Source organism: Chloroflexota bacterium (assembly GCA_020850535.1).
In the GTDB taxonomy this organism is placed as follows: Bacteria; Chloroflexota; UBA6077; order UBA6077; family JACCZL01; genus JADZEM01.
In genome coordinates, this window is sequence record JADZEM010000052.1 from 1 (window position 1) to 17,729 (window position 17,729).

General features: G+C 68.7%; 12 protein-coding genes. 7 read left to right on the top strand and 5 right to left on the bottom strand.

Translation table 11 applies throughout. The features are described from left to right. Nucleotides 1–751, top strand: a 751-nt coding sequence (locus tag IT306_07940; GenBank protein MCC7368337.1) for a hypothetical protein, incomplete at its 5' end; no start/stop codon positions are given. 10 nt (nt 752–761) lie between these two features. On the opposite strand, the gene IT306_07945 is transcribed toward IT306_07940, so the two are convergent. The 3 genes from IT306_07945 to IT306_07955 all read right to left on the bottom strand — a co-directional run bounded on the left by IT306_07945 (nt 762) and on the right by IT306_07955 (nt 5,984). Next, nucleotides 762–1,616 carry a diaminopimelate epimerase gene (locus IT306_07945; protein MCC7368338.1) on the bottom strand — a complete coding sequence of 285 codons (855 nt, stop codon included), beginning with the start codon at nt 1,614–1,616 and terminating at the stop codon, nt 762–764. A gap of 115 nt (nt 1,617–1,731) precedes the next feature. Beyond that, complete coding sequence (locus IT306_07950) at nt 1,732–5,304, bottom strand: hypothetical protein (GenBank protein MCC7368339.1); 3,573 nt, start codon at nt 5,302–5,304, stop codon at nt 1,732–1,734. Nucleotides 5,305–5,474: 170 nt separating this feature from the next. Continuing rightward, nucleotides 5,475–5,984, bottom strand: coding sequence for a GNAT family N-acetyltransferase (locus tag IT306_07955; GenBank protein ID MCC7368340.1), 510 nt, complete (start codon nt 5,982–5,984; stop codon nt 5,475–5,477). Nucleotides 5,985–6,255: 271 nt separating this feature from the next. On the opposite strand from IT306_07955, the gene IT306_07960 reads away from it, so the two are divergent. The 3 genes from IT306_07960 to IT306_07970 all read left to right on the top strand — a co-directional run bounded on the left by IT306_07960 (nt 6,256) and on the right by IT306_07970 (nt 11,875). Then, complete coding sequence (locus tag IT306_07960; GenBank protein ID MCC7368341.1) at nt 6,256–9,915, top strand: alpha-amylase; 3,660 nt, start codon at nt 6,256–6,258, stop codon at nt 9,913–9,915. A 39-nt stretch (nt 9,916–9,954) separates the two neighbouring features. Continuing rightward, nucleotides 9,955–10,332, top strand: a complete 378-nt coding sequence (locus IT306_07965) for a VOC family protein (protein ID MCC7368342.1) — start codon at nt 9,955–9,957, stop codon at nt 10,330–10,332. Nucleotides 10,333–10,705: 373 nt separating this feature from the next. Continuing rightward, nucleotides 10,706–11,875 (top strand): beta-lactamase family protein, encoded by a 1,170-nt coding sequence (locus IT306_07970; GenBank protein ID MCC7368343.1) that lies wholly within the window; start codon nt 10,706–10,708, stop codon nt 11,873–11,875. Nucleotides 11,876–11,984: 109 nt separating this feature from the next. Here IT306_07970 and IT306_07975 read toward each other — a convergent pair whose 3' ends face one another. Then, nucleotides 11,985–12,875, bottom strand: a complete 891-nt coding sequence (locus IT306_07975; protein MCC7368344.1) for a galactose oxidase — start codon at nt 12,873–12,875, stop codon at nt 11,985–11,987. A gap of 178 nt (nt 12,876–13,053) precedes the next feature. Next, nucleotides 13,054–14,010 carry a LysR family transcriptional regulator gene (locus IT306_07980; protein ID MCC7368345.1) on the bottom strand — a complete coding sequence of 319 codons (957 nt, stop codon included), beginning with the start codon at nt 14,008–14,010 and terminating at the stop codon, nt 13,054–13,056. Between the two features lie 208 nt (nt 14,011–14,218). Between IT306_07980 and IT306_07985 the strand changes: the two genes are divergently transcribed. The 3 genes from IT306_07985 to IT306_07995 are packed head-to-tail and all read left to right on the top strand — an operon-like array spanning nt 14,219 to nt 17,679. After that, nucleotides 14,219–15,259, top strand: a complete 1,041-nt coding sequence (locus IT306_07985) for an LLM class flavin-dependent oxidoreductase (GenBank protein ID MCC7368346.1) — start codon at nt 14,219–14,221, stop codon at nt 15,257–15,259. Next, nucleotides 15,256–16,350, top strand: a complete 1,095-nt coding sequence (locus IT306_07990; GenBank protein MCC7368347.1) for a hydroxyacid dehydrogenase — start codon at nt 15,256–15,258, stop codon at nt 16,348–16,350. The genes IT306_07985 and IT306_07990 overlap by 4 nt, the downstream gene beginning before the upstream one ends. A gap of 57 nt (nt 16,351–16,407) precedes the next feature. Continuing rightward, nucleotides 16,408–17,679 (top strand): Gfo/Idh/MocA family oxidoreductase, encoded by a 1,272-nt coding sequence (locus IT306_07995; protein ID MCC7368348.1) that lies wholly within the window; start codon nt 16,408–16,410, stop codon nt 17,677–17,679. Nucleotides 17,680–17,729: the final 50 nt, after the last annotated feature.

The following is a 17,729-nucleotide window of genomic DNA, read 5'->3' on the forward strand; positions in this document are numbered from 1 at the left end:
CACCGTCTACGCTCACCTGAACACGCCCAAGAACGGCTTCGACTTCGCGCTGCGCGACGTGCAGCCGCTGTTCGCCGACGCCTGGCCGACGCTGCTGCTGTCGCTGTTCGCGATTCCGCTGCTCCGCACCGACCGCCGCGCCCTGTTGCCGCTGCTGTACCTGCTCGTATCAACGGGGCTGACGCTCTTCTCGCTCCGCAATACCGGCGGCGATGTGAACTACCTGATCGAGCCGGCCGCCGCCGCCTGCGTGCCGGCGGCGCTGGCGCTCGGCTGGCTCTGGGCGGCCGGTGGCAACGTCCGCCTGGAGCTGGCGCGGGTCGCGATCTCCGTCGTGCTGGCCGGCGCGCTGGTCGTCTGGGGGATGGACATCGCGGCGTTCTGGCGGGCGGATGGCGGCGTCAACGTCGCCCGGCTGCCGCTCGACGAGATGGCCGCCGCCGACGCGATCCTCTCCGAGGAGCCGCTGGCCGTGCTGCTGGCCGGCAAGCCGCTGCTCGTCTCGGACACGTTCCACCTGAGCATGCTCGCGACCAGCGGCTTCTTCGATCCGCTGGAGCTGGAGCGGCGCATCAAGCGGTCCGAGTTCGACCTGATCGTGACGCGCAGCGACATCCGGGCGGCCCGCCTCTGGAAGCGCCAGCCGCTGCTGCCCGAGGGCGTGCGGCTGGCGATCAAGGACACCTACGTTCAGGTGGGACGAGTCGGGATCTACTGGCTGTACCGTCCGGAGGGCCGGCGCGGCCGGTAGTGGCAGTGCGTCAGGCCGGCGACCACTCGCCGGTGAAGACCTCGGTGGCCGATCCCGTCATGTAGACGTGGTTGTCGGCCTCCCGCCACTCGATGGTGAGATCGCCGCCGGGCAGGTGGATCAGCACCGTGCGCTCGGTCAGGCCGGCCAGCACGCCGGCCACACCCACGGCGCTCGCGCCGGTCCCGCAGGCCAGGGTGATGCCGCTGCCCCGCTCCCAGGTCCGCATCGTCAACTCGGTGGGGCTGTGCACCTGGACCCAGTGGGCGTTGATGCGGCGCGGGAAGGCCGGATGGTGCTCGGCCTCGGGGCCTTCGCGGTCCAGGTCGATGGCGGCCACGTCGTCCACGAACATCACGGCGTGCGGATTGCCCATCGAGACGAACAGCGCGTCATACGCCGTGCCGGCCTTCGGCAGCGCGATCCGATAGGTGTGCGGGCGGCCCGTCGGCTCGATCTTGGAGGCATCGACGGGCACATCCGGCAGGTTGAGGATCGGCTCCTCCATGTCGACGGTCGCCTGCTGGACGCGGTCGCCGTCGAGTGTCAGCTGGATCGGCAAGACGCCGCGCAGCGTCTCGACGCGCAGCGGGTTCGCCTGGGCCAGCCCGTGCTCGTAGGCGTACTTGGCGACGCAGCGGATGCCGTTGCCGCACATCTCGCCTTCGCTGCCGTCCGCGTTGAACATCTGCATGCGAACATCGGCCGTCTGGGACGGCAGGATCAGGATCAGGCCGTCGCCGCCGATGCCGAAGTGACGGTCCGCCACAAGCTCGGCCACCTTGGAGGGGTTCTCAACCTGCTCGGCAAAGCCGTTCACGTAGACGTAGTCGTTGCCGATACCGTGCATCTTGGTGAACTTCACAGGTCGCCCCTCACCCTTGTGGCTGTCCAGTCTGCCGCGGGTGGGCGTCACACCCGCGCGGCACAAGTGTACTACGTCCAGCCGGCGGGGAGGCCGGGTGGAGGATCTGGGCTGGCTAGAAGCCGGCCCCTGCCCCACCACCCACCATGGTCTGCCACTCGCCGCAGCCGTCAACGACCGTGAGCGGGACGGTCGTGGTCTGGCCGGCCGCGACTCGGGTGACCACCAGCTCAAATGCGACGGTGTTGGCTGGCAACGTCACCGTCTGGCCGCTGCCGAGCACCTGACCGTTCAGCGTCACGCGCGCGTTCTGGAGCGTTCCGAGGCGGATGGACGCAATCGGGTTGGCAGCGTTCGTGTTCAACGGCGTCGACGTGATTGTTGCGCGGAGCGCGCCACCGTAGACGCTCGTTTGCACGCGGATGGCCGGTCGCGGCGAGCACGGTTGCACGGCATCGTCGTTCTGGATGGTGCCGGTCGCCTGGGCGCGGGCGAGCGTCGCACCGTTGGTCGGGTTTGACAGCGTGACGGTGAACGTCTCGTCGGACTCCACGACGGTGTCGGTCAGCACGTTGATCGCGATGGATTTCGTCGTTTCGCCGGCCTGGAACGTGACCGTGCCGGTGGCGGCCTGGTAGTCCTGGCCGGCCAGTGCTGTGCCGTTCGCCGTGGTGTAGTCCACGCTGGTAGCCTGGGCGCTCGGGCCGGAGAGGGTGAGGTTGAACGTGGCGACCGTGACGCCGCTGTTCCCTTCCGCCACGCTCGCATCCGCGATGGTGATGCTGCCGTTCGTGGTGTTCGCAATGGCGCCAGTCGCGGCTGCCCGCCCGATGGTCGCGCCGACGGGGCTGGAGAGGGTCATCGTCATGGTCTCTGCGCTCTCGGCGACGGCGTCGGCGCAGACGGTGACCGGAAGCGTCTTGCTGGTCTCGCCGGCCTGGAGGGTGAGCGTCCCGCTGGAGGTGACGAAGTCCACGCCAGTCCCGCACGCGCCGCCGCCAGTCGCCGTGCCGTTGGAGGCGGCGTACTGCGCGGTGACCACGGAGCCGCTGGCCGGCGACATCGTGACGGTGAAGTTCTGCACCGTCGAGCCGCTGCTCGGCTCGGCGAACGAGGCGTCAGCGATGCTGATGCTCGGGACCGACTCGTTGTCGGTGTGGGTGGCCGCCAGCGACGAGACGGGCATGGCGTTGTAGACAGCGTCGCTGCTCGCCACGGTAAACCCGATGCTGTAGCTGGACTGGTTGTAGATCTGGTCCTCGACGCTGGTGATGGTGACGGTCTGCGGCGTGTTCCAGTTCGCTGGCGTGAACGTCAGCGTCGTGGACGGCGCGAAGCTCACCAGGCCCGTGACGCTCCCGGCCATCGTGACCGTGACGTTCGCGGTCGGCTGGCTGGTCAGCACGACGGTGTACGTATCCGTCGCGCCGCCTTCGGTGGTTGCCGTCGTGCCACCTGATGGCGTGGCGGTGACCGCCGGCGTGACGACTGACCGGCAGAGCGAGAACTCCGAGGTCTGGTTGCCAGGGCTGGTGGCGGTGGCTGTGACGACGTGCCCGACGGTCAGCGTCGGCACGGTGGTCACCAGCGCGCCGTTCTGGGCGCCGTCCGTCACGAGCGAGAAGCGGCCCAGAAAGACCTGCCCCTCGCCGTTGCCGCTGATGTCGCAGCTGGGGCTGCTGTACAGCTCGACGGTGTACGTCTGCGACGCGGTAGAGTTGAGCGTCACGGTCACCCGCGACGTGCCGTTCTGGGTGGTGGCCGAGCCGACGACCGGGAAGTTCTGGAGTCCGTTCGGACCGCTGTCGCCGTCATTCACGTCGTTCGCCGTGACGCCGTCATCGCCCAGGTCGATGCCCAGCCCCGCGTTGGCGTAGATCAGGTTGCCGAGAATGGCTGCCTGGGCGCCGGTCGTAACCTGTACCCCGGTGGTATCGTTGCCGACGATCAGGTTGCCCGCGCCGGTCGCCGTACCGCCCACCAGGTGGCCCGTTCCCTCCTGGATCGCGACGCCGTATAGGTTGGGGATCATGAACGTGCCGTCAGCTGACGTGCCGATGTAGTTGCCCGCGATGGTCGTGTTCGCGGCGCTCGACCCATAGGTGATGACGCCGCCGGCGATACCGTTGCCCGAGATGACGTTCCGCGCACTGGCCGAGGCGCCCCCGACCGTGACGCCCACCGTATCCAGCAGGGCGATCCCGGCGTAGTTCCCGAGCGCCCCCGTGCCAGTGGCGTCGGTCCCGATGTAGTTGCCCTGGATCAGCGTGCCAGAAGTCGGGACCGTGTTGACGATGATGCCCTCGAACGTGTTGCCCGAGATCAGGTTGCCGGAGCCGGCCGCCGTGCCGCCAATGGTGACGCTGCTGGTGTCGAGCACCAGGACGCCCATCTGGTTCGGAACGCTTGCGATGCCTCCCGGATCGGTGCCGACGTAGTTCCCGGCGATGACAGCGTTGCTGGTCGATACGCCCGCCACCATGACGCCCGCCAGGCCGTTGCCGCTGAGGATGTTGCGAGCGCTGGCCGACGTTCCGCCGACGGTGACGTTCACCGAATCGGTCAACGCGACGCCAGCCGCCGTGTTGGCGATTGCGGCCAGGCCGGTCACATTCGTGCCGATGTAGTTGCCAGTGACCGTCGTGCCGGTCCCCGAGTTGTAGGCGATGCTGACGCCGTGTCCGGAGTTTCCGGAGATGAGGTTGCCCGCTCCGGCTGTCGTGCCGCCGACGGTCACGTTTGACCCGGTGCCGGTGATCTCCACGCCGCCGCTGTTCGGGATGGCGGTGATCCCGTTCTTGTCGGTTCCGATGTAGTTCCCGGTGATGGCGGCGTTCGTCACGGAGGAGCCGGAGAGCGTGATGCCCGCAGAGCCGTTGCCAGAGATCACGTTGCGCGCACTCGCGGTGGTGCCGCCAATCGTGATGTTCGAGACGTTGTTGACGAAAATGCCCTGCTGGGCATTGCCGACGGCTACCATACCCGTGGCATCCGTGCCGATGTAGTTGCCCTGAATCGATACGGAGGCGCAGGAGCAGACATCGATGCCCTTTTCGCCATTGCCAGAGATGACGTTTCGGTCCGAGGCGCTCGTGCCGCCGATGACGGCCCCAATCGATTCAACGGCGATGCCGTGGCTGCCGTTTGGCGCGGCGCCCGTGCCGGTGGCGTTGGTGCCGATGTAGCTGCCGATGACCTTGCTGTTCGGCTGATTGATGACGATACCGGCGCCTTGAAAGTTGTCGACGATCAGGCCGCGTACCTCGATGTTCGAGCCGGCGAAGACCAGCCCGTTCCCCGACCCGGCGCTCGTGCCGGTGATCTCGATCAGGGGCGGCCCGGAGTAGCCTCCGGTTCCTTGCGTCCACCCGTCGATCAGCACCTGTTCGGTCAGGGCGGGCAGTGGCGCTGACGGCTCGATGCTGCGCGCGCTGCCAACTGTGCCAATGGCGAACTGAATGGTGTCTGCGCCTGGCGTGTTGTTTGCATTGACGATCGCCGCGCGCAATGAGTGTGCGATTGGCGCCATGTCGTCGCCGTTGTCGGCGGCCGTGGTGACCGTGAAGGTGGCCGCACTGGCCGGTGTCGCAAGCGTCAGCACACCGAGGCTCAAGCTGATGAGCGTGGCGGCTACGAGCCGCGTGACCGGCCGACAGGCGGATTGGGTGACCTCGCTGATGCCAAACATGCTGTCCAACTCTCTGGCGAGCGCGCGGAAAACAGATAGCGTAGGTGGGTGTCGGACAGCGGCATCGGTCCGGACACGCGGCTTCGCGCAGTCACGCCAAAGGTGAAACGGTATTTGCGTCCCATTCGTGCCAAAAATCTGTGCGGCCTTCGCGCAGGTTCATCGAAACGTCAGGCGAGGCGGGCGGAGTCTCGGATGCGGCCCATGATCAGCACGTCCTGGTGCTCGCCGTGACGCCAGACGGCCTTGCGCTTGCGACCTTCGTGCTCGAAGCCCAGGCGCTCGTACAGGCGGATGGCGTGCGCGTTGTCGGCGAAGACCTCCAGCTCGATGCGCTCCAAGCCCAGGAAGTTGTCCGCAAGGTCCAGCAGACCGGTCAGCAGCATCCGCCCGATGCCCTGCCCCTGGAACCGATCGTGCACCATCATGCCGAGGCTGGCCCCGTGCCGAAGCTTCCCCCGCCCGATGTGGAGGCCGGCCATCCCGACCACCTGCCCAACGACCACCGCCACCAGCGTGTGGTCGTCGGGGCCGAGGCTGTCCAGTCGAGCGGCAACCTCGGCTGAGCGCAGCGACGGCAGCGCGAGCGTACCGTCGATGACGCTCGGTTGGAGACGGAGGGCGTAGACGGCTTCGGCGTCCTCACGTCGGACCGGTCGGATCACCACTTCAGCAGACATATCGCTCCTTCACGCACCCGCACTATCGGCAACGAGGTTCTCGAGCGCCTATGAGCACGAGCAGGGTCCATCATGGCCCGGATGTCCGCACGTCTTTACCCGAACTGGCCCACTCGCGAACTATCATCACGGATGTGGAGTGCAGCAGGCCGGCAACCGTGCCCGGCTACCGTTCAGGGCTGGCCAGGATGAAGTATCGTCCGGCCAGTGCGAGCGGCGAGGGATCGGTGGGGCTGCGCACTCCAGGGAGGACACGCGCTTGAACGCGACGATGGCAACCTTTGAATTCCACGTCTCGCGGCGAGCGCGAGATCGCTACGCTCTGGACGATGCCCTGTTCAGCCTGACGGGCAATGTCGTGTTCGCGAACTTCCGTGCCGCCCGCGTCTTCGCCCAGAAGATGAACGAGCAGCGCGATCTCGTCAACTTTCCCGAGCGGGCCGTCAAGCCGGGCCAGATCAACGCGATGGGGCTGGTGGACGAGATCCTCCACTATCTCGTGGCCACCTACCGCCAGGAGAACGGTGCGGACGTGATGGCGCGCGCCCTCGCCCACCTGGAGGAGCGCATCGGGCGGGAGGCGCTCGACAAGACCCTGCGCCAGTTCGCAGACAGCTTCCCGAGCGTGGCGGTGTACCGGCGCGAGACGCCGCTGGACGAGTACCTCGCCGGGCAGACCGGCGAGACGCCCAACCGGCAGATCGTGCTGGAGGAGCTGCTGCTGCTCTGGCTGGCGAACGTCAATCCCGCGTTCTCGCCGTTCACGGAGCTGTTCGACGACGGCGAGCTGCGCCAGACGACCGCCTACGCGCGCGTCGTCCGCGAGCTGCAGGCGTTCTTCGACGGGCAGCCGGCCTTCGGCCCCGAGCAGCAAAACCTGATCGCCGAGCTGCGCGCGCCGGCCATCGCCGTGCCGCACTCGCTCGAAGGGCAGCTCTCGTACATCCTCGAACGGTGGGGCAGCGTCCTGGGCCGGTACGTCTACCGGCTGCTCTCCAGCCTGGACGTCATCAAGGAAGAGCGGAAGCTGATCTTCCTCGGCCCCGGCCCGATGCAGGTGCCCGTCTACGACGCGACCTCGCTGTCGGGCGGCTTCGGCGCAGATGGCCAGCCGGAGCCCGAGGCGTTCAGCTCCGAGCTGTCGTGGATGCCCAGCCTGGTGCTGATGGCGAAGAACACCTACGTCTGGCTGGATCAGCTCTCGAAGAAGTACGGGCGGCTGATCGACCGGCTCGACCAGATCCCCGACGAGGAGCTGGCCCAGCTCCAGCGCTGGGGCGTCACCGGCCTCTGGCTGATCGGGGTCTGGGAGCGCAGCCCGGCCTCACAGCGGATCAAGGTGATGTGCGGCAACCCGGACGCCGTGCCTTCCGCCTACTCGCTCTATGACTACGTTATCGCCCACGATCTCGGCGGTGAGGCGGCCTACGCCGATCTGAAGGCACGGTCCTGGAGCCACGGCATCCGGATGGCCAGCGACATGGTGCCGAACCACGTCGGCATCGTCTCGAAGTGGGTCATCGAGCACCCGGACTGGTTTGTCTGGCGGGAGGACAATCCGTACCCCTGGTACACCTACGGCGGGCCGGACCTCTCGAATGACGACCGCATCGCCATCCACATCGAGGATCACTACTACGACCGCACCGATGCCGCCGTCACGTTCAAGCGGATCGACCGGCACAGCGGCCAGGAGCGGTACATCTACCACGGCAACGACGGCACCAGCATGCCGTGGAACGACACCGCCCAGTTGAACTACCTCAATCCCGAGGTCCGCGAGGCCGTTATCCAGACGATCCTGCACGTGGCGCGGCAGTTCCCGGTCATCCGCTTCGACGCCGCGATGACGCTCGCCAAGCGCCACTTCCAGCGGCTCTGGTTCCCCGAGCCGGGCACGGGCGGCGCGATCCCGACGCGGGCGGAAGTCGGCATGACCCGCGACGATTTCAACGCGGCGATGCCGGCCGAGTTCTGGCGCGAAGTCGTGGACCGGGTGGCCGCCGAGGCCCCGGACACGCTGCTGCTGGCCGAGGCGTTCTGGCTGCTCGAAGGGTACTTCGTGCGGACGCTGGGGATGCACCGCGTCTACAACAGCGCGTTCATGGTGATGCTGCGCGACGAGGACAATGCCAAGTACCGCCGGGTGATGAAGAACACGCTGGAGTTCGACCCGGAGGTGCTGCGGCGCTTCGTCAACTTCATGAACAACCCAGACGAGCGCACGGCCATCGACCAGTTCGGCAACGGCGACAAGTACTTCGGCGTCTGCACGCTGATGGTCACGATGCCGGGCCTGCCGATGCTCGGGCACGGGCAGATCGAGGGGTTTGCCGAGAAGTACGGCATGGAGTTCCGCCGTCCGCTCTGGGACGAGACGCCAGACCGCGCCTTGATCGAGCGCCACGAGCGGGAGATCTTCCCGCTGATGCGCCAGCGGCCCCTGTTCGCCGGCGTCGAGCACTTCCTGCTCTACGACTTCTACCGCACCGATGGGAACGTGGACGAGGATGTCTTCGCCTTCTCGAATCGGCTGGGCGACGAGCGCGCGCTGGTGGTCTACAACAACCGCTGGGGCGACACGCGCGGCTGGGTCAAGAGCTCGGCGGCCTTCGCGCAGAGGACGGGCCAGGGCGACGAGAAGAGCCTGGTGCAGCGGACGCTGGCCGAGGGTCTGGGGCTCGAGGCCGGCGACGACTGGTACTCCATCGCGCGGGATCAGGTGACGGGGCTGGAGTACATCCGCGGCAACCGACAGCTTCGCGATGAGGGCCTGTACATCGAGCTTGGCGCGTACCGGCGGGCGGTGCTGGTCGGGTTCAGGCAGGTGCAGGACACCCACTACGGGCAGTATGGCCAGCTTGCAGCGTACCTGGAGGGGCGCGGCGTCCCGAGCATCGACGAGGCGATGCGGGAGATCCGGCTCCAGCCGATCCAGCGGCCGTTCTCGGCGCTGGTCAACCCGCAGTTGCTGCGGCGGCTGCTGGTGGCCGAGACGAGCGGCCCGGGGCCGGGCGTGGATCTGGATGCGGACCTCTTCAACGAGGTCGAGATGCGCCTGCGCGACTTCCTGACCGAGTCTCGGCATCTCGACGCCGCCGAGGGCGACCTCGAGGCGGTCGTGCGCTCGGCGTCGGCGTACCTGGGCGGGGTGCTCGGGCTGCTGGCCCAGGCGGCCCATCCGGAGGCCGAGCCGGCCGACGTGGACGACGACGACCTCCTGGCCGCCGAGGACGAGGCTGAGGCCGAGGCCATTGGCGCGACCGGCCAGAGCAACGGCATAGCCGAGCGCGGCGCGGCGGCTGACCTGGAGGCGGTGCTCGACGCGCTGGAGGCTGACGAGCCAGACGAGCCGTCGGCCGGCCAGGCGGCGGCTGAGCTGTTCCGGAATCGTCCGGAGGCCCAGGCTGCGCTGCTGATCTGGGCGCTGACGCGCTCGCTGGGCGAGCTGCTGGACGCCGAGCAGCCGGCCGAGCACAGCCGCGCCCTCTTCGACGAGTGGATGCTGGCCGGGCCGGTCGAGCGGGCGTTCCAGGGGCTGGGCCTCGACGACGGCGCGGCCATGATCGGGGTGGGGCTGGTGCGCGTGCTGCTGGCGCATGAGCGCGCCCTGGTCGATGCTGGCAGCCGCTCACCGCGTGCCGTCATGGAGCGGCTGCTGGCCGACGCCGACGTGCGCGACTTCCTCGGCGTCAACCGCTACCGCGACGTGCTGTGGTTCACGCAGGAGCGTTTCGACGCCCTGGTGGCCGGGCTGCTTGCAACCGCCATCGTCACGCTGACGGTTGAAGCGGTGGCGGAAGGCGGCGACGAGGCGACGGCGGATGGGCCAGTGCTGGATGCGGTGGACGGGCTGGCGCGAACGCTGTGGAACGCCGAGGAGCGCTCCGGCTATCAGGTGGAGCGGCTGTTGCTGCTGCTCTCGGCCTGAGAACGCTCTCGGCCTGAGAACAACAAGGGGCAATCGAACGTGGGGAGCAGGTTTACCGAGCTGATCGTGGATGCGTCCAATCCCGATCGGCTCGCGCTGTTCTGGATGGCCGTGCTGGGGTGGCAGCCGACGGGCCGCTACCCGGCGCCGGCCGTCGAGATCGCCGATCCGGCCCGCCAGGAAAGCCTCATCGGCCCGACGATCACCTTCGTGCCGGTGCCCGACGAGAAGCAGGGCAAGAATCGTCTGCACATCGACGTCAACCCGGTCGGCTGCGACCAGGATGCAGAGGTCGAACGGCTGCTCGGGCTGGGGGCGCGGCGGGTGGACGTGGGCCAGGGCGCCGAGAAGTCGTGGGTGGTGCTGGCCGACCCCGAGGGCAACGAGTTCTGCGTGCTGCGAGACCGAATGGACTGAGTAACGAGCCGTCGGCTCTCGCTGGGGCGGACACCTCGGAGAGATCAGGGACGACCAGCCTGGAGCGCGGCCAAGAGCCCCACGTCATCCCGACCCCATTCGGCAAGCTCAGGGCAAGCTACGCGAGGCACGAGCGGAGCGGAGTGGGATCTTCCTCAGGCGTCCATGACCGACGAGACGGGGGGAAGATCCCTCGACTTCGTTCGCAAGCTCACTGCGCTCGGGATGACGTGGTAGCGTGACAGCCGCCTCCCATTACCCTCGCGAGTCACGTCACCCATCGAGTTCACCCCACATCCATCGCTGCCGGTGAGGTGGCGTCAGGAACGGCTACCATGTCCTCGCAGGCAACGTTGCCAGGGAGGTTCCGAGCATGGCCATCGCTCCGCAGACTCGCCTTACGCTTCCAACTGCCGATCCTGCTTCCGAGGGCGTGGACCCGGCCCGCCTCGAACGGCTCTACCGCGTTATCGAGGGCCACATCGCCGAGGGGCGCTACCCAGGCGCACAGGTCGCGATGGCTCGACACGGCAAACTGCTGGCCCAGCGTTCGTTTGGCGAGGCCAGCGTGGCACACTCCACGCTGGCCGCCGACGACACCATGTGGCTGCTGTACTCCCAGACGAAGGTCGTGACGGCGGCGGCGGTCTGGGTGCTGGTGGAGCAGGGCGCGCTGACCTTCGGCGACCGGATCGCGGACCACGTGCCCGAGTTCGCGGCGAACAGCAAGGGCGAGATCACGTTGCACCAGGTGCTGACCCACCAGGCCGGTTACCCGAATGCCCGCCCCGGCCCGGAGGTCTGGTCTGACCACGCGCTGCTGCGGAAGGTCGTGGCCGATTTCGAGCTGGAGTGGTGGCCTGGCTCGCGGGTCTCCTACCACGGGGCGTCGGCGCACTGGACCTGCGCGGTTCTGATCGAGGCCATCACCGGCCGCGACTTCCGCGAGTTCATCCGCAGCGAGGTGCTCGATCCGCTCGGCATCGACGACATCCAGGTCGGCGTCCCGGCTGCGATGCAGTCGCGCTGCGCCGACATGCACGACCGCATCGACGGCAAGTTCCAGGGGCTGGGCAGCGGGTCCGACGCGCCGCTGGGAGAGCGCGTCAACGAGTCGGCCTTCCGAGAGGCGGGCGTCCCGGGCGGCGGCGGCTACGCCACGGCAGCGGGGATGCAGGCGTTCTACCAGATGCTGGCGGCCGGCGGGACGCTCAACGGGACACGCCTCTTCAGCCCACGCCTGATCCAGTGGGTGACCCAGAACCACACCGGCGACCGCGTGGACGAGCAGTTCGGCTTCCCGATGCATCGGGGGCTGGGGCCGCACGTCCGTAGCACGACGCCGAACATTCGCGGTCTCGGCTCCATCGCGCACCCGCGCACGTTCGGTCACGGCGGCGCGGCGACCTCGTACTCGTGGGCCGATCCGGACGCGGGGCTGTCGTTCACGTACCTGAGCAACGGCCGTTGCGACGAGCCATGGCACTCGCGGCGGCTCGACCAGATCGCCAACCTGGCGCACGCGGCGCTGGTCGATCGGTAAGGCCCCGCTCGGCCCTTCAGGATCACCTCACCCCCCGACCCCCTCTCCGGGCCGGAGAGGGGGAGAGGGATGGTCTCCATCGTATCCAGGGACGCATCCACGGGCATACCTACCTGCAATCCCGTAGATGGCCTCCCATGATGGTCTTGGCCTGGTCTTCCGCCAGCGTGAACCGCTCCAGCACATTGCTAAACGTGGCGCCCGGCCGCGGGCCGCCGGACGCCACGTAGATCGTGTCGCCGAGGGCGACCACGCCAAGTCCGTGGCGCGGTGTCGGCAGCGGCGCGAGGGTCAGCCAGCCGCCCGTCGACGGATCGAACGCTTCATGTTCGGAGAAGGTGGCCGGGCCGCCCTCGCCGCCAATGACGTGGAGACGCCCCCGGTAGACGGCAGCCATCATGCCGCTGCGACCGGTCGGCAGCGGGGAGGCGCTGGCCCAGGTGCGCGTCACGGGATCGTAGACCTCGTGGGTCTGCATGAGGGAGCCTGCCCACGCCGCCCGCCCGCCGATGACGTGCAGCCTGCCGTCAAGTGCGCCGCCCGCGATATGGTTGCGGGGTGTCGGCATGGCCGGGTGGCCGGTGTCCCAGGTGTTCGTCGTCGGGTCGTAGGCTTCGACCACGCCCGTGTCGCCGCCGGGACCGTCGCCACCGATGGCGTACACGTTGCCTGCCACCACCGGGCAGACCAGCGCGCCGCGCCGCGAGGGCATCGGCGCGAGCGCGACCCAGGCATCGGCGGTGGCGTTGTACCCGTACAGTGTGTCCACCGCCTCGCCGGACGCAAGATACCCACCGACGACATAGAGCTGACCGTCGATGCTGGCGGCGCAAGCGTGGTGCAACCCGACCGGCAGCGGCGCACGGAACGCCCACTGCCCGACGGCCGGATCGAACACCTCGTGGGTGTTTGGGGCGGCATTGCCGCCGGGATAGCCGCCGACGACGTGCAGCAGGCCGCCAGCCTCGGCCGCCGCGACCTCGGTGCGGGCCGTCAGCATGGCAGGCCCAGACGTCCAGACCCCGGACGGCGATCCTGTTTGAGACCACCCCTGAGCAACGGACGACAGGCCGATCACGAGGATCGTCGAAAGAACGACCGAGAGTCGCCACACACCTGAGCGCTGAACGGTCATGACCATACGGTCCATGGTACCGAAGCCCGAGAGGATCCGGTGCCTATTCCCGGCGGGCTGAAACGCGGCCGTTGGAGGCTGACAGCGGCGGCAGCATCGCCTGGAACGCCCGCAGCGCCGGTGTCCGGTGCTTGTCGCGGTGGATCAGCATGAAGATCGGCTGCTCGGACTCGACGCCCCGCAGACGGACCTCGCAGAGCCGCCCATGGGCCAGTTCGTCGGCCACGGCCAGCCGCGAGAGCACCGACACCCCGATGCCGGCCTCCACCATCCGCGCCATCGCGATCAGGCTGTTGCACTCGGCGACCACGGCCGGCGTCACGGCGAACGGGACGAGCACCTGCTCGACCTGCTGGCGCAGCCGGCCCGTTGCCGTCAGCACGAACGGCTCGTCTATCAGATCCCGTGGCTCGACGTAGCCGGCCTGCGCCCAGCGGTGGCCGGGCGCCACCACCAGCACCAGGTCGTCGCTGAAGACTGGGACGGACTCCAGCCGCTCGTCGAGCTGGCCTGGCCCCTGCGCGTTCGGCATCAGGGCCACATCGAGGTGGCCCTCCAGCAGGCCGCTGACGGCCTCCGGGAAGTTCCCGATCTGCACCTGGAGCTGCACCAGCGGGTGCTCGTCGCGGAAGCGGCGCAGCAGCGCCGGCAGCATACTGATGCCGATAGTCGTCGAGGTGCCGATGGCCAGGACGCCCTGCACCACGTCCTGCAGGTCGGCGATGGCGACTCGCAGCTCATCTTCGAGCGCCAGCACCTGCTCGGCGTAGTGGCTCATCACCTGGCCGACCGGCGTCAGGCTCACCCGCCGCCCGATCTGCTCGAAGAGCGGCCCGCCGAGGGCGCGCTCCAGTTTGCGGATATGCGCGCTCACCGCCGGCTGCGTCAGGTGCAATTCCTCAGCAGCGCGCGTGAAGCTGCGGCGTCGGGCGACCGCCAGGAACGTCCGAAGCTGGTTGATCGGCAGGTCGAGGGCGACTCTCGGAGGGGAGATCGTCACGGGCAGGTACTCACCGGCAGAAACGACGGGGCCACATGCGCGGCCTTATGTACCAGATAACGACCCGCTATTAGACCGGTGCCGTTCCGCATGGTAGCCTCTCATGCGCTCGACCGTCCACGACTCGGGCACGCCACGCGGACGCACCAGCGCGCCCGCCCCTCGGCGACCCTGCGACGGTGGGACCAGTCCCAGGGAGGACGACACGGTGCAGCCGCTTCAGTTCGGGTATTGCGTCCCGATGTTCGCCAATCCTGGCCCGGCATTCTTCCGGGTGCCAGCGGCCACCTCGCTCGATCCCGTCGCCGCTATCGACGCGGCGGTGGAGGCCGAGCGGCTGGGCTTCGACTCGGTCTGGACCGCCGATCACCTGATGCATGGGTACGACGGCGGCATCATGGAAGGCTGGACGACCCTCTCGGTCATCGCCGGCAAGACCAGCACGGTCAAGCTCGGGACCATCCATCTCGCCCAGCCGTTCCGCGAGCCGGCGATCGCCGCCAAGATGGCCGCCACGCTCGACGCTGTCTCTGGCGGCCGCCTGATCTTCTTCTACGACTGCGGCTGGCAGGAGCCGGAAGTGCGCGCCTACGGCCTGGAGTGGCCCGAGGAAGAGGAGCGCATCGCACGGATGGACGAGGGGCTGACCCTCATCGACACCCTCTGGCGGGCCGAGGAGCCGGTCAGCTTCGACGGCCGCTACTACAGCACCCAGGAGGCGCTCTGCCGCCCCAGGCCCGCGCAGCAACCCCGCCCGCCCGTCTGGCTGGGCGAGTCCCGCTCGCAACTCTGGAACGACACGATCTGCCGGCATGCTGACGGCTGGAACAGCACCCCCGCCAGCCCGGCTCGCCTCGCGGAGAAGTTGGCCGGCGTCACCGAAGCCTGTGCCCGGGTCGGGCGCGATCCCGCGACACTCGAGCTGTCGCTGGAGATCCAGTGCCTGATCGCCGAGACGGACCAGGAGGCCCGCGAGACGGCCCTGCGGATCGCCGATCTGCCGCCCTCGCGCCGGGGCGCGCCACGCACGGCGCTGGTCGAGCAACTGCGCGGCCCGAACCCGCCGCGCATGGCCGACGCCGTCGACGACTGGCTTGTCGGCACGCCCGACGACGTGATCCAGCAGATCAACCTGTACCGCCAGCTTGGCGTCTCCCACTTCATGCTCTGGTTCATCGACTTCCCATCCCTACGCGGCCCGCGCCTCTTCGCCGAGCGGGTCATCCCAGCCCTGCGAGGCACTTCATGAGCACGAGCCTGCCGGCCCGCCCGCGCGTCCTGATCTGTGCCAACACGGCCACCCGCAACGAGATCGTCCAGGGCGAGGGCGTCGCCCGCCTGGAGCAGATCGCGGATTGGGAGTGGCTCCCGTCCGAGGGCGTCTGCACCCGGCCCGGCGTCTGGGGCGGCCCCTCGGACGATCCGGCCGACGCCGAGCGCCTGAAGGCGAAGATCGGCGACGCCGACATCCTGCTGGTCTGCCACGGCTCGCCGTACATCGACGACGCGGTCCTGGACGCCGCCCCGAAACTGAAGCTGATCGGCGAGCTTGAGGGCGACCGCTTCGCCAACCGGATCGACGTGGAGGCGGCGGCGGCGCGCGGCATCCGCGTCACCGACACCACGCACGGGTCGTCGCTGCCGGTGGCCGAGTGGGCGCTGGCCCTCTCGATCGTCGGGCTGCGGAACGCCGGCGCGCAGTTCCGCCGGCTGATCGCCGGCGACGAGTTCCGACGCTCCAAGGACGACTACGGCTATCGCCACGGCGAGCTGACCGGGCAGACGGTCGGGTTGATCGGGCTGGGGCACATCGGGCGGCGGTTCATCGAGCTGCTCGCGCCGTTCCGCTGCACGATCCTGGTGCACGATCCGTATGTGCCAAAGGAGCTGGCGCTGGCGATGGGCGTCCAGCTGACCAGCCTGGAGCGGGTGATGTCAGACGGGCAGGTGGTGGTGTGTACGGCCCCGCTGACGCCCGCCACTCATCGGATGATCGGCGCGAAGGAGCTGGCGTGGCTCCAGCCAGAGTCGGTCTTCGTCAACGTCTCGCGCGGGGCGATCGTCGATCCGGACGCCCTCTACGAGCGGGCGAACGTGGGGGACATCCGCGTCTCGCTGGATGTGTTCGACCCCGAGCCGATCCCGGCCGCCAGCCCGATCCGCCAGTTGACCAACGTCTTCCTCAGCCCGCACATCGCCGGCGTGACGGCTGCCTGCCGCCCGCGCTTCTTCAGCTTTATGGTGGACGAGATCGAGCGTCGCCTGGCCGGCCACGAGACGATGTTCGACCTGTCGCCGCGCGTGATGGCGAACCGGCGCGGCGCACAGCCGACCCGTTGAGGTGGAACACGTCCCCTGAAACTCGAAACCTGAATCCCAGCACCCACGGGGAGTCCCATGTCTGAGCGCGTGAAGATCGGTCTGGTCGGCTGCGGCGGGATGGGCCGCCGGCACCTGCGTGGCCTTGCGAGGCTGGCACAATCGTCGTTCGCGAACGTCGAGCTGGCTGCCGTCTGCGATCTGAATCAAGAGAACGCCAACTTCCTGGCGGACGAGGCCCAGGAGTTGCTCGGGACGCGGCCGACCGTCTTCGCGGACATCGCCGTGATGGTCCGCGAGACCCCGGGCCTGGAGGCGGCGGCGATCACCACCGACGCCGGCTCGCACCACAAGGTGGCGGTCGCCTGCCTGGAGGCCGGCCTGCACATCCTGCTGGAGAAGCCCGTCGCCGTCACGATCCGGGGCAGCAACCTCGTGGTCGAGACGGCGAAGCGGGTCGGCAAGATCGTCTCGGTGGCCGAGAACTACCGTCGTGATCCGATCAACCGGCTGATCCGGGCGCTGATCGACGACGGCGCTATCGGCACGCCGCGCCTGATGATCGAGGCCGGCGTGAACGGGCGCGACCGCATCGCCATCACGCCCTGGCGGCACATGAAGCACACCGGCTCGATCACGCTTGACGCGGGCGTCCACAACGCCGACATCCTCCGCTACTACATGGGCGAGGTCCGCTCGGTGTACGGCGAGAGCCGCCTCCACGAAAAGACCCGCCGCAATACCGGCTCGGCTGGCCCGGGCGGCTTCTACGCCCGCTGGTCGAAGGATTTCCCGGACACCATCGAGCCGACCGGCGAGGATGCCCTCTACGCCCACATCTCGTTCGAGAGCGGGGCCATTGGGCAGTGGACCTACGACGCGGCCGGCCACGGCAAGCCGCTGCGCGGGCGGACTGTCTACGGCTCGAAGGCGTCGCTTGAGTGCCCCGGCGACCGCAACGGCCGCCCGGTCAAGCTGCACCTGGACGACGGCACGGTCGTCGACGACGAGCGCATCCTGGAGTACGCGCCGAGCTACAAGCTCTCGCCCATCGATGCCGAGTCATTCGGCGGCGAGCGGGTCTGGACCTACGATCTCGAACTGAACGATGTCGATCCGCGCATCCTGGCGCAGGAGTACCACGAGCTGGCCGAGTGCATCCGCACCGGCGCTCAGCCGGAGGTCACCGCCGAGGAGGGCCGCGCCGACGTGGCACTGGTGTACGCAGCCTTCGAGGCCGGGCGGCTCGGGCGGGCCGTCAGCCTGGATGACTTGATCGAAGGCCGGGCGGATGTCTACCTCCGCGAGATCGACACGATGCTGGGCCTGCTCGGCCCGGCGGCGGTCTGACGACCAGCCGTGGGGCCCGCGCCCCGCCCGCGCCCCCCCCAGGCCAGCCC